Source organism: Massilia sp. CT11-108 (genome assembly GCF_047302915.1).
In the GTDB taxonomy this organism is placed as follows: domain Bacteria; phylum Pseudomonadota; class Gammaproteobacteria; order Burkholderiales; family Burkholderiaceae_D; genus Telluria; species Telluria orientalis.
Window position 1 is genome coordinate 1 of record NZ_JBKYMO010000181.1, and the last position, 10,927, is coordinate 10,927.

A 10,927-nucleotide genomic window follows, 5' to 3' on the forward strand; every position below is an offset into this window, starting at 1 on the left:
GCCGCCGTCGTGGCGGCCGCCGTGTCGTCGACGGACCCGCTCGAGCGGGTCGGAACGAGCCGGGAGGAGGCATTCGCCCGGGTGCCGAGTGTGCCGCCGGTTCCGCCGGCGGTCGTGGGTCGTAATGTGGTATCCATCGCCGTCAGAGCGCCGCGAACAGGGACAGCGTGCCGATCTTGCTGTAGGCCTTGTAGCTGGCCTGGAGCGCCGTCTGGTAGCCGTTCAGCTCGATGGCCGCGGTACCGATGTCGAGCTGGCCGATGTCGAGGATCGCCGTCTGGTTCGACAGGCTGACGTTCTCGTGGTTGGCGTCGATCGTCTTGAGGACGTTCTGCTGGCCGCCGATGACGGCGACCTTGCCGGTAACGAGATTCAGCGCATCGTCGAAGCCGTCCAGGTTGGCCTTCAGGATGGTGCGCACGGCGGGGTCGTTGGCATTGACCGTGCTGCTCGACATCGTGCTGATCGTCTGGTCGAGCTGGTTCAGCAGTTTTTCCAGCCCGTTGACGTTCTGGTTCGCCACCTGGGTGATGCCATTGCCCACCACCACCAGCTGGTCATTCGTGTTACCCGTATAGCTGTAGCGCGAACCGAGCGGGGCGGCGGCATTGTACGTGATCGGGGCCGTGCCGGTCTCGGTGCCGGAAAATATATAGCGGCCTTCCTGGTCGACCGTGTTGGCCGAGTACATCAGGCTGTCGCGCAACGAGGTCAGCGGGCTGGTCATGGCGTTCAAGTCCTGCGGGGTGTTCGAACCGTTCAGTGCCCACACGAGCAGGTCGCGGCCCGGGCCCATGTCGTTGACCATGTTCTGCAGGTAGCCTTCGTTCTTCGTGAGCCGTTCGTTGATCGCGGCGATGTTGTTGCGGTACTGCTTGATGCCGGCTTCTTCGCGCTTGAGGCGCGACAGGCGCACGCTGTCGACCGGATCGTCCGACGGCAGCTGGATGCGGTTGCCGTTGGCCATCTGCTGCGTCACGTAGGTGATGCTCTCCTGGTTCAGCTCGAGCGACTGGGTCATCATCGCCTGATATTGACTGGTGGCGATACGCATGCTTTTCTCCTTTAGCCCATCATCTGCAAGGTGGCGTCGAACAGCGCGTTCGCGACGGACATCACCTTCATGTTGGCCTGGTACATGTTCTGGTATTCGACGAGATGCACGGCTTCCTCGTCCTGGTTGACGCCGCTCGTTGACTGCCAGTCCGCGACGGCCTGGTCGCGCATCGTCTGCGCGGTCTTGAGGGCACCCTTGTTCTGCTGGCTGTCGACGGCGAGGCGGCCGACGAGCTGGGTGTCGGCGTCGCTGATGAGCACCGTGCCGATCTTCGCCATCGTGATCGTCTGGCTCTTGATGGCGACCAGTTGTTGCAGGTTGCCGGTGTCGCCCGGCTTGCCGTCGCTGGAAAATGCGAGGTCCGACGTCTGGTAGCCGTCCGCCACCTGCAGCATGTTCGACGTGCTGCCCGGGTTGTACACGAACAGCGGCTTGCCGGCCGACCCGTCCATCGCATACCCGGCCTTGAGCTGGGTATTGACCTTGTCGGCGATCTGCTGCGCCATCTCGGCCACGCCCTGCTGCAGCGGCAGCAGCGTGTCCTGTTCATAGACCGACAGGCCGCCCAGTTGGCCGCCGGCCCTCGTCGTGTCGAGGTCGAACGTCGTGCCGGCGAACGTCAGGGTGAAGGTCTGCGCGGCGCCGCCGCTGACCGACAGCTTGGCGGGGACGCCGCCCAATACCAGCGACTGGCCGGTCTTGAGCGACACGTTGCGGGTGCCGTCCGGCTGGTCGCTGACTTCCAGGCCCATCTGGCTCGCCAGGCTGTCGATGGCCTGGTCGCGCGCGTCGATCAGGGCCGACGGATTGCTGCCGGTGGCGTTCGCGTTCGCGATCTGGGCGTTCAGCGACGCGATCGACGCGATCGTCGAGTTGGCCGAGTCGACCAGCGCGCTGCGCTGCTGGCGCACCGATTGCAACTGGGCGTTGTAGACGTTGTTCATGCTGTTGAAGCGCTGGGCCAGCAGGCCGGCGGCGGTCACCACCTGCTGGCGCAGCGGGGTCGACGTCGGGTCGACGCCGGCCACCGAGTTCAAGGCCGCGAAGAAGCCGTCGACGCCGCTCGACAGGCTGGCGGTGTCGTCGCCCATCACTTTTTCCAGCTGGGTCAGATAGGGCTGGGTCTGCGAATGCGCGCCCAGGTCCGACGCGCTGCGCCACATCTGCTGCGTCTTGTAGCTGTCGGAGAACCGCATCAGCTCGGTCACGCGCACGCCGTTGCCGGCCTGGCTCGAACCGGCCGCCGGCGCGACCGCGCTCAGCAGGGCCGACTGGCGGGTGTATCCCTTGGTCTGCAGGTTGGCGATGTTCTGGCTGCTGGCGGACAGGGCCAGTTGCGAAGCGACTGCTCCGGACAGGGCGTTGTTCAGGATGCTCATGGTGCGAAGCCTTCTTGTGCGTGGTCAGTAATGACAGGCGACCGTTCAGCTCGTTTTATTAAGCGGCGCGGGCAAGATCTGCCGCAAAATCGCATCGGCGACGCCGAAGGCACGCTGTTGCGCCATGTTACCGGCCAACATGTTATCCACCATGTCGGTCATGTCCTGGTTGACTTTGTCCTTCGTCGGGCTGTCGTCCGGCGCGATGGCGCGCGTGCTCTCGCGCATCTGGTGCAGCATGTGCGAAATGAAAAAGCTCTCGAATTCGACGGCGGCCTTGGTCGCCTTGGCAACGTAGGCCTTGTCCGCGGCGGGCGCGACTTTTTCCTCGCCCGCGGCCTGGTCCGGCTGCTCCGGACCGATTGCGTTGACGTTGTTCAGCATCAGATCACCACCAGTTCGCCTTCGATCGCGCCGGCCTGGTCGAGGGCCTGCAGGATCGCCATGATGTCGTCGGGAGAAGCGCCGAGGCTGTTGACCGTGTCGATGATGGTCTGCAGGCGGGCGCCGGCCGGCCAGTGGAACATCTGGCCCGAGCCCTGGTCGACGGACACCTTCGATTGCGGCGTGACCTGCGTCTGGCCTTTCGAGAACGGTCCCGGCTGGCTGACGGCCGAGCTTTCCGAGATCACGACCTTGAGCGAGCCGTGGGTCACGGCGGCCGATTTCACGCGCAGGCCGTCGGAAATCACGACGGTGCCCGTGCGCGAGTTGAACACGACGCGCGGCACTTCCTCGCCGGCTTCCACCGCCATGTTTTCCAGCTTGGCGACGAAGGCGACGCGTTCGGTCGGATTCGTCGGCGCCACGACCTCGACGCTGGTGCCGTCGGCGGTGGTCGCGACCTGGCCGAAGCGGCGGTTGATCGCGTTCACGACATTGGTCGCGGTGTCGAAGTTCGGGTGCCGCAGGCGCAGCAGCACGGCCGGGCGGGTGGCGAAATCGGTCGCGATTTCGCGCTCGATTATCGCGCCGTTCGGGATGCGGCCGCTGGTCGGCGTGTTGACCGTCACCGACGAGCCGCTCTTGCCGGCCGCCGACAGGCCGCCGACGACGAGGTTGCCCTGGGCCAGCGCATAGACGTCGTTGTCGGCCGCGCGCAGCTGGGTCAGCAGCAGGGTACCGCCGCGCAGGCTTTTCGCGTCGCCCAGCGACGAGACGGTCACGTCGATCTGCTGGCCGCGGCGGTAGCCGGGCGGGAACACGGCCGAGACCATGACGGCGGCCACGTTCTTGTTCTTCGCTTCCTCGCCTTCCGGCAGCTTGACGCCGAACTGCTTGAGCATGTTGACGACCGACTGGCTCGAGTACTTCACCTGGGTGGAGTCGCCGCTGCCGTTCAGGCCGACGACGAGGCCGTAGCCGACGAGCGGGTTTTCGCGCACGCCTTCCACGCTGGCGAGGTTGCGCAGCGGCTGGGTGCGCGCGAGGATGGCCACGTCGGGACTGACGGACGCGGTCTTCACGGCGGGGGCGGCCAGGGCCGGCAGCGCCAGCACCGCGGCCAGGACCAGGGAAGCGAAACGTAAGATGCGGGTCATGACGTCCTCAGAAGGGCATGAACGGACCGGTGAAGAACCGGGTCAGCCAGCCGGGGGTATTGGCTTCGGCCAGCGTGCCTTGGCCGGAATAAGCGATGCGGGCATTGGCCACGCGCAGCGACGACACCTGGTTCTCGTTGTCGATGTCGGCGGCGCGCAGGTAACCCTTGATGCGGACGTATTCCTCGCCCTGGTTCAGCTGCAGGCGCTTTTCGCCGGCCACGCGCAGCAGGCCGTTCGGCAGCACTTCCTGCACGAGCACGGTGATCGCGCCGGTCAGCGCGTTCTGCTGGGTGCTGGTGGCGTCGCCGTTGAAGCTGCGGTCGGCCGAGATGTCGAGGCCGCTGCGGCCGAAGGTCTTGCCGAGCGCGCTGATCGGCGTGACGGACGCGGAGGAACCCTTGCTGAAGCTGGTCCCGGCCTTCTTGCTGGCCTGGGTCGTTTCCTGCAGCAGGACGGTGACGACGTCGCCCACGCGGAACGCGCGCGCGTCCGAGGTCAGCGAGACGGTATCGGCGCTGAACACGCCGCCCCCGACGCCGGCGCGCGCCGCCTGCGCTTTCGGCAGGGCGAGGGCGTCGTCCACGGGGGCGGGGGTGTTCAGGGGGACGCGCGAGGCGCATCCGGTCAGCACGAGGCTGGCCGCCATCCCGGCGGCGAGGGCGAAGCGTTTCATGGTCAGCGGGACGCCTGGGACAGGTATTGCAGCATGTTGTCGGCGGCCGACAACACCTTGGTGTTCATTTCGTAGGTGCGCTGGGCGGCGATCATGTCGACCATCTCTTCGACGACCTGCACGTTCGACCCTTCCAGTGCGCCCTGCTTGATCTTGCCGAAGGCACCGTCGCCGGCGCGGCCTTCGTTGGGCGTGCCGCTGGCGGTCGTTTCCTGGAACAGGTTGTCGCCCAGGGCCAGCAGGCCGGCCGGGTTGACGAACGTGGTCAGCGTGAGCTGGCCCAGTTCGGTCGGGGCGATGTTGCCCGGGACGGTCGCGCTGACCATGCCGTTTTCGCCGATCGTGATCGCGGTCGCGTTGTTCGGCACGGTGATCTGCGGCACCAGGGGCAGGCCCTGCGCGTTGACCAGCACGCCGTTCGAATCGACCTGCAACTGGCCGGCACGGGTGAATGCCGGCTGGCCGTCCGGGCGGCGCACCTGCAGGAAACCGTTGCCGTTGATCGCCACGTCGAGCGGCTGGCTCGTCGTCTGGATGCTGCCGTTGGTGAACACCTTCTGCGTGCCGACGATGTTCACGCCGTTGCCGAGCTGGACGCCGTTACTGACCGTGTTGTCGGCCGTCTGGGCGCCCGGCTGCTTGTCGACCTGGTAGAACAGGTCTTCGAACACGACGCGGTCGCGCTTGAAGCCGACCGTGTTCACGTTGGCCAGGTTGTTGGCGATGGCTTGCAGTTTCGCATCCTGCGCCTGCACGCCGGTCTTGCTGATCCACATTGCTGGATTCATGGTTTCTCTCTCTCTGGATTCGGTTGGGGACGCGCGATCAGCCGGCGATCAGCTTGTTGCCGACCTCGTTCATGCCGTCGCTGGCCTTGAACAGGCGCATCTGCACTTCGAAGCTGCGGTTCAGGCTCATGGTGGCGACCATTTCTTCGACGGCCGAGACATTGCTGCCTTCGAGCGCGCCCGGGCGGACCTTGACGTCCGGATCGGCCGGCAGCTGGGCGCCGTCGCGCGTCACGATCAGGCCCGCCTCGTTCTTCGTCAATTCGGCGCCGGTGGCGTTCACGAGGCGCAGCTTGTCGACGACCTGCATCTGCGTGGCGCCTTCGGTCAGCACGGAAATCGTGCCGTCCTTGCCGATTTCGACCGCGGTGTGCGGCGGCAGCACGATGGGGCCGCCTTCGCCCATCAGCGCATGGCCGTGGACCGACAGCGCGCCGTCGGGACCGATGTCGATCTCGCCGGAGCGGGTATAGGCTTCGTTGTCGCCATACTGCACGGCGAGATAGCCCTGGCCGCCGATCGCGACATCGAGCGGACGGCCCGTTTCGCGCACCGAGCCGGCACGGGTCGAGACCATGTCGGCCTGCATCGACGACATATGGCGGTCGTCGTAGCCGAAACCGCCCAGCTGCTGGTTGGTCGCCACTTCCATGCTGGCCCGGAAGCCCGCGGTGTCCAGGTTCGCCAGGTTGTTGGCGTGGACCTGTTGGGCGCGCATCAGGCGCTCGGCGCCGGAAACGGCGGTGAAGATCAGTTTATCCATGGGGCGTCAGTCTTACAGGGCCTGCATGAGGGCCTGCATCATCTGGTTCTCGGTGGTCAGGACCTTCGAGTTCGCTTGGTAGTTGCGCTGCGACGTCATCAGGCCGACCAGTTCCGACGTGATGTCGACGTTCGAGCCTTCCAGCGCGCCGGTCGACAGCTTGCCGGCCAGGCCCACGCCCGGGGAGCTGTACAGGGCGGCGCCCGAGTCGGCGTTGGCGACCCAGCTGGTATCGCTGATGGAGGAGAGTGCGCCTTCGTTGGCGAAGGTGGCGACGGCGATGGTGCCGACCACCTGCGACTGGTCGTTGCTGTACTTGGCGACGAGCGACCCGTCCGGTGCGAGTTCCACGCCCACGAACGTACCCGACGCATAGCCGTTGCTGCGGTTGGTGGTCGTGGTGGCTTCGCCGGCGAAACGGGTCGTGCCCGTGTAGTCGATGGCGACGTTGCCGGCCGCAGCGCCGCCCGCCGCCGTGATGGCGACCGAGTTGCCGGCCGTGGTCTTCAGCGCGCCGGTGGCGTCGAACGTCAGCACGGCGGGCGTCGCGCCCGGCTTGGCGCCGTCCAGCGAATAGAATGCGTTGACGGTGTTGGCGTCCTTCTTGACGAAGTATTGCGACAGGGTGTGCTGGGTGCCCAGCGAGTCGTACACGATCGACTGCTTGACCATGTTGTACGAGGTGTTCTTGGCCGGGTCGAACGGGGTGACGGTCGGCACGGTCCAGTCGGCCGACAGGTTGCCGGTATAGGCGATGCCGGTCGTCGCGACGGCCGGGATCTGGCCGGTCGGAATCTGCACGTCGCCCATCACACCCAGCGTGCCGTTCTTGGACGGACCGTAGCCCTGCACCTTGTTGCCGTTGCTGTCGATCAGCATGCCGGTCGAGTCGGTCGAGAAGATGCCCACGCGCGAATACTGCGTCGTGCCCTGGGCGTTGACGCTGACGAAGAAGCCGCGGCCGTCGATGGCGGCGTCGAGGCCGCGGCCGGTGGTCTGGGTGCTGCCGTTCGTGCTGATGTTCTGCGTGACCGAACCGATTTCCACGCCGTTGGGGCGGCTGCCGGCCATGACGGACGAGAAGTTGGCGCGGCTGCCCTTGAAGCCGTAGGTGGCCGCGTTGGCGATGTTGTTCGAAACGGTGTTCAGTTGCTCGTTGATGGCCTGGATGCCGGACAGTGCGATGTCGAAGCTCATGTCGATTCCTTAAATGCGTTGCGGTAGAGGGTGGGCGCCGTTCAGGAGCCCGTCTTGCCGTTGAAACCCGTGACGGCCGAGGGATCGACCTCGCCGATGTTGGCCACCTGGAGCACGACGCTGGTGCCGTTCACGCGCACGCTGTTCAGGCGCGCCGCCACTTCGATCGTCGGGGCGCTGCCGTCCGACGGCTTGGCCTGGATCTTGTACGTGCCGGGCGCCAGGCCAAGGGCGTCCGGATCGATCGTGAACGACTGGGCGCCCGAACCGGGACCCAGGTCGACTTCATGTTGGCGGCCGTCGACGCCGGTCAGGACCAGGCTCGTGCCGGCCGAGAGACCGTTCAGTTGCACGGTGCCGTTCACCTTGCCGCCGTCGAGCCTGACGGTGTCCGTCGCGACCGTGACGTCGGAACCCACCTGGCCGCCCATCGCGAGCGTCTGCAGGCTTTGCAGGACGGATGCGCTGGCGGTCGTCGTCTGCGACAGGTTCTGCAGTGCCTCGGTCTGCGACAGCTGCGACAGCTGGTTCACGTACTGGGTCGGATCCTGCGGCGACAGCGGATCCTGGTTCTGGATCTGCGCCACCAGCAGCTTGGTGAACATGTCCTTGTTGGCCTCGGTCGGCGCCTGCGTTGCGATCTTGTTGCTGCCCGTATTCGACGTGCTGCCGAACTGGGTGTTGGTGGCGTGATTGGTGGTCACCATGTTCAGGATTCTCCCAGCTTGAGCAGCGACTGCTGCATGGATTTGATGCGTCCGAGGACTTCGACGTTGGTTTCGAAGGCGCGGCTGGCGGACATCATGTCGGCCATCTCGGACACTTCGTTGACGTTCGTGTAATAGACCATGCCGTCGGCATCGGCCTTCGGGTTGCCCGGCTCGTGCACGCGGCGCAGCGGCTCGGCGCTCTCGACCACGTCGAGCACCTGCACGCCCGCGCTGGCGTTGTTGCCCATGACGGCCGCGAAGACCGGCTTGCGGGCGCGGTACGCTTCCGCTTCGGAGCCGGCCGCGACGTCGGCGTTGGCCAGGTTGCTGGCAATCGTGTTCAGGCGCACCGACTGCGCCGCCATCGCCGAACCGGCGATCTGGGAAATATCCTTGAAGCCCATTGTTGACCTGTTATTGACCGTTGATGGCTTTTGCCAGACCGCGCAACTGCATGTTGATGAAGGTGAGGCTGGTATTGAAATCGGAAGAGTTCTGGCCGAACGCGGCCTGCTCGACGCCGATCTCGACGGTGTTGCCGTCGGCGCTCGGGTGGTAGGGCACGCGGTACAGGGGCTGGTCGTCGCTCAGGCTGAGCTCGCCGTTCTCGGTGTCGATACGATCCTGCAACATGGCGCCAAAGTCGATGTCACGGGCGGTGTAGCCGGGCGTGCTCTCGTTGGCAATGTTCGCCGCCAGCACCTTGGTGCGCTCGGCGCGCAGTTCCAGCGCGTCGGCATGCACACCCAGTGCATCTTTGAAATTAATCGTCATGTCGGGAACTCCTGTCGGTTGAACTTCGGATGATTGGTTAGAATCAGATTTTTTCCGCAGCCACTATTCTCTAATGATTGCTTTCTGTAAGGCAACCCTTGCCGCTTCATCACTCATGCTGTTTTCTGCGTTCGCGCAAGCGGCGACGCCGTCGATTCCCATGCAAATCGAGCAATCGGCCCGTGCCGAACTGGAAAGACAGATGGCCGCGTCCGGCTTGACCGAACCGCAATTCGAGATTGCCGTCGTGACCGCGCGGCCGGCGCCGCCGTGCAGCCAGCCAGTGGCCGTGGAACCGCTCGATACCCGTTTTCCCCAGAGGATGCGCTTCGTGGCGCGCTGTCCGGACACGCCCGGATGGCGGTACGAGTACGTCGTCCGCGCGCGCGTGACGGCCATGGTCGCGATCACGGCGGCGCCGGTGGCGGCCAACGAAGCGTTGACGGATGCACAAGTCACGATCGAGCGGCGTGATATTTCCAACATTGCCGATCCGATCAGTAATCCGGCCGACGCGGTCGGACAAATGTCTCGTCGTATGTTGCGTCCAGGAGACATTTTGCGCAGCGGCCAGCTCAGCAGCCCCGTTTTGGTGAAGCGCGGCGATGCCGTCATGATGATCGCGCGGCGCGAAGGCATCGAAGTCAGCATGGCCGGAGAAGCACTGGATGCGGGCAGTAAGGGTGCGGTCGTGCGCGTGCGCAACGCCGGCAGCGGGCAAGTCGTGCGCATGCGCGTCGCCGGACCCGGCACGGTTGAGCCGATCGACATGGCGATCAGCCGCTGATGTTCTGCAGTTTGCCGGCCAGGCGCGACAGCTTGGCCGCATAAGCGGGGTCGGTGGCATAGCCGCCCTTGGCGAGGCCGGCGGCAAAGGCCTGGGCGTCGGCGCCGGCGCCGAGTGCGCCACGGAAGCGCGGGTTGTCGATCAGCATCTGCGCATAATCGCGGAAGGCGCTGGCCTGGTCCGGGTAGGCGCGGAACTTCGCGCTCGTCTTGATGGCGGCCCCGCCGACGTATTCGGTGGTGGCGGACTGCGCGACATCGCCTTTCCAGCTGGCGCCGGCCTTGATGCCGAACAGGTTATAGGATGAACTCCCGTCTGCATTGCGCAGCGGACGCTGGCCCCAGCCGGATTCCAGTGCGGCGTGCGCGGAGACGAGCTCGGGTGCCACGCCCAGCTTGTCGGCCGCTTCTTTCGCCCATGGCGCGATGCTTTCCAGGAAAGCCTGCTGGTCGGGCGACGCGTCGGTATCGCCGCCCATCAGGGCCGCCGTTGCGCCCTGGCTGCGCGCGGCCCACATGCGGCCCTCCGCGCTGAGCTGTGCGCTCGGCGCGAAATCGCCGCCGCCGTTCTGGATGAAGTCGGTGACTTCGCCCTGCACCTCGTTGAAGATGCCGCCGAATTTGCCGCCGCCGTTGCCGGTCGGCGCGGTGGGCGCGGTGGCCGCGGTCGGGGTCAACGAGGGGATCGACGTCGTGAATTCAGCGTGGCGCATAGGTATCGTCTTCGCCGTGCAGCAGGCGTTGCATGATCGTAAATTGTTCAGCCATCAGGTTGCCGTTGCGCGTCGTCGCCTGCTTGCAGTCGCGCACGAGCGTCTCGAGCTGTTCCCAGTCGGCCTGGCCGCACGTGCGCTGCGGCGCCGGCAGGCTGCCGAACAGGTCGTCCATCGTCGCTTGCGGGCCCAGCAGGGCGCGCACGAGCTGCACGCGCTGCTGGCGGCGCTGCTCCATCGCGTCCAGCTCGGGCGTGAGGGCTTCGGCCAGCAGCGTCAGTTCGGTGCCGCGGTGGCGCATGGCGGCCTGGAATTGACGTTCCAGCAGGTCGCGGATCGTGCCGCAGGCGGTCAGGTCGGCCTGGACACCGTCCAGCAGGCGCGCGACGGCCTGGTCGCGGGTCATGCGGCTCATGGGTTCACGCCTTGCTGCCGTGGAAGCGCTGGATCAGGCCGGCCAGGCGGCCCGCGTCGAACGGCAGTTCGCCCTTGGCCAGCGCGTCGCGCAGCTCGGCCACGCGGGCGGCGTCGAAGTCGGGCAGG

15 protein-coding genes are annotated in these 10,927 nt (G+C 66.1%); 1 reads left to right on the forward strand and 14 read right to left on the reverse strand.

The genetic code is table 11. The features are described 5' to 3' along the window. Positions 1-142: 142 nt before the first annotated feature. From flgL to flgB, 11 genes are read right to left on the reverse strand one after another with little or no spacing between them, the layout of a single operon-like run. Complete coding sequence (flgL, locus tag ACEN88_RS15725) at positions 143-1,054, reverse strand: flagellar hook-associated protein FlgL (RefSeq protein ID WP_413341014.1); 912 nt, start codon at positions 1,052-1,054, stop codon at positions 143-145. Between the two features lie 11 nt (positions 1,055-1,065). Beyond that, on the reverse strand, positions 1,066-2,436 hold the full coding sequence (gene flgK, locus ACEN88_RS15730) for a flagellar hook-associated protein FlgK (protein WP_413341016.1): 1,371 nt from the start codon (positions 2,434-2,436) through the stop codon (positions 1,066-1,068). 45 nt (positions 2,437-2,481) lie between these two features. Then, entirely contained in the window at positions 2,482-2,820 is a 339-nt protein-coding gene (locus tag ACEN88_RS15735; protein WP_413341017.1) for a rod-binding protein, read from the reverse strand. After that, a complete protein-coding gene (locus ACEN88_RS15740) occupies positions 2,820-3,977 on the reverse strand; it encodes a flagellar basal body P-ring protein FlgI (RefSeq protein WP_413341019.1) in 1,158 nt (385 codons plus the stop codon). Before ACEN88_RS15740 ends, ACEN88_RS15735 begins: the two co-directional genes overlap by 1 nt. 7 nt (positions 3,978-3,984) lie before the next feature. After that, positions 3,985-4,653 (reverse strand): flagellar basal body L-ring protein FlgH, encoded by a 669-nt coding sequence (gene flgH, locus ACEN88_RS15745; RefSeq protein WP_413341021.1) that lies wholly within the window; start codon positions 4,651-4,653, stop codon positions 3,985-3,987. Positions 4,654-4,655: 2 nt separating this feature from the next. After that, entirely contained in the window at positions 4,656-5,441 is a 786-nt protein-coding gene (flgG, locus tag ACEN88_RS15750; RefSeq protein WP_200948751.1) for a flagellar basal-body rod protein FlgG, read from the reverse strand. A 37-nt stretch (positions 5,442-5,478) separates the two neighbouring features. Continuing rightward, a complete protein-coding gene (locus ACEN88_RS15755; RefSeq protein ID WP_413341023.1) occupies positions 5,479-6,204 on the reverse strand; it encodes a flagellar basal body rod protein FlgF in 726 nt (241 codons plus the stop codon). 12 nt (positions 6,205-6,216) lie between these two features. Beyond that, complete coding sequence (locus ACEN88_RS15760; protein ID WP_413341025.1) at positions 6,217-7,401, reverse strand: flagellar hook protein FlgE; 1,185 nt, start codon at positions 7,399-7,401, stop codon at positions 6,217-6,219. Between the two features lie 41 nt (positions 7,402-7,442). Beyond that, positions 7,443-8,108: a flagellar hook capping FlgD N-terminal domain-containing protein gene (locus ACEN88_RS15765; RefSeq protein ID WP_413341027.1), complete on the reverse strand. Its 666-nt coding sequence runs from the start codon at positions 8,106-8,108 to the stop codon at positions 7,443-7,445. A 2-nt stretch (positions 8,109-8,110) separates the two neighbouring features. After that, on the reverse strand, positions 8,111-8,515 hold the full coding sequence (gene flgC / locus ACEN88_RS15770) for a flagellar basal body rod protein FlgC (RefSeq protein ID WP_036235094.1): 405 nt from the start codon (positions 8,513-8,515) through the stop codon (positions 8,111-8,113). Between the two features lie 10 nt (positions 8,516-8,525). Continuing rightward, a complete protein-coding gene (flgB, locus tag ACEN88_RS15775) occupies positions 8,526-8,885 on the reverse strand; it encodes a flagellar basal body rod protein FlgB (protein ID WP_056123393.1) in 360 nt (119 codons plus the stop codon). A gap of 73 nt (positions 8,886-8,958) precedes the next feature. Between flgB and flgA the strand changes: the two genes are divergently transcribed. After that, a complete protein-coding gene (flgA, locus tag ACEN88_RS15780) occupies positions 8,959-9,672 on the forward strand; it encodes a flagellar basal body P-ring formation chaperone FlgA (RefSeq protein ID WP_413341029.1) in 714 nt (237 codons plus the stop codon). Here flgA and ACEN88_RS15785 read toward each other — a convergent pair. The 3 genes from ACEN88_RS15785 to ACEN88_RS15795 all read right to left on the reverse strand — a co-directional run. After that, the gene (locus ACEN88_RS15785; RefSeq protein ID WP_413341031.1) at positions 9,662-10,384 is read right to left on the reverse strand and encodes a glucosaminidase domain-containing protein; all 723 of its coding nucleotides are present in this window, start codon (positions 10,382-10,384) and stop codon (positions 9,662-9,664) included. The two genes, flgA and ACEN88_RS15785, sit on opposite strands and share 11 nt — an antisense overlap. After that, positions 10,371-10,799: a flagellar export chaperone FlgN gene (flgN, locus tag ACEN88_RS15790; RefSeq protein ID WP_413341033.1), complete on the reverse strand. Its 429-nt coding sequence runs from the start codon at positions 10,797-10,799 to the stop codon at positions 10,371-10,373. Before flgN ends, ACEN88_RS15785 begins: the two co-directional genes overlap by 14 nt. 4 nt (positions 10,800-10,803) lie before the next feature. Then, positions 10,804-10,927: flagellar biosynthesis anti-sigma factor FlgM (locus ACEN88_RS15795; RefSeq protein ID WP_413341035.1), on the reverse strand; the 124-nt coding region annotated here is incomplete at its 5' end.

What these genes read in the sequence shown, in the direction of transcription:
- flgC (WP_036235094.1), bottom strand. Translation starts at nt 8,515, where the DNA reads ATGGGCTTCAAGGATATTTCCCAGATCGCCGGTTCGGCGATGGCGGCG.
- ACEN88_RS15755 (WP_413341023.1), bottom strand. Translation starts at nt 6,204, where the DNA reads ATGGATAAACTGATCTTCACCGCCGTTTCCGGCGCCGAGCGCCTGATG.
- flgH (WP_413341021.1), bottom strand. Translation starts at nt 4,653, where the DNA reads ATGAAACGCTTCGCCCTCGCCGCCGGGATGGCGGCCAGCCTCGTGCTG.
- flgL (WP_413341014.1), bottom strand. Translation starts at nt 1,054, where the DNA reads ATGCGTATCGCCACCAGTCAATATCAGGCGATGATGACCCAGTCGCTC.
- ACEN88_RS15760 (WP_413341025.1), bottom strand. Translation starts at nt 7,401, where the DNA reads ATGAGCTTCGACATCGCACTGTCCGGCATCCAGGCCATCAACGAGCAA.
- ACEN88_RS15735 (WP_413341017.1), bottom strand. Translation starts at nt 2,820, where the DNA reads ATGCTGAACAACGTCAACGCAATCGGTCCGGAGCAGCCGGACCAGGCC.
- ACEN88_RS15785 (WP_413341031.1), bottom strand. Translation starts at nt 10,384, where the DNA reads ATGCGCCACGCTGAATTCACGACGTCGATCCCCTCGTTGACCCCGACC.
- flgB (WP_056123393.1), bottom strand. Translation starts at nt 8,885, where the DNA reads ATGACGATTAATTTCAAAGATGCACTGGGTGTGCATGCCGACGCGCTG.
- flgN (WP_413341033.1), bottom strand. Translation starts at nt 10,799, where the DNA reads ATGAGCCGCATGACCCGCGACCAGGCCGTCGCGCGCCTGCTGGACGGT.
- flgG (WP_200948751.1), bottom strand. Translation starts at nt 5,441, where the DNA reads ATGAATCCAGCAATGTGGATCAGCAAGACCGGCGTGCAGGCGCAGGAT.
- flgA (WP_413341029.1), top strand. Translation starts at nt 8,959, where the DNA reads ATGATTGCTTTCTGTAAGGCAACCCTTGCCGCTTCATCACTCATGCTG.
- ACEN88_RS15765 (WP_413341027.1), bottom strand. Translation starts at nt 8,108, where the DNA reads ATGGTGACCACCAATCACGCCACCAACACCCAGTTCGGCAGCACGTCG.
- ACEN88_RS15740 (WP_413341019.1), bottom strand. Translation starts at nt 3,977, where the DNA reads ATGACCCGCATCTTACGTTTCGCTTCCCTGGTCCTGGCCGCGGTGCTG.
- flgK (WP_413341016.1), bottom strand. Translation starts at nt 2,436, where the DNA reads ATGAGCATCCTGAACAACGCCCTGTCCGGAGCAGTCGCTTCGCAACTG.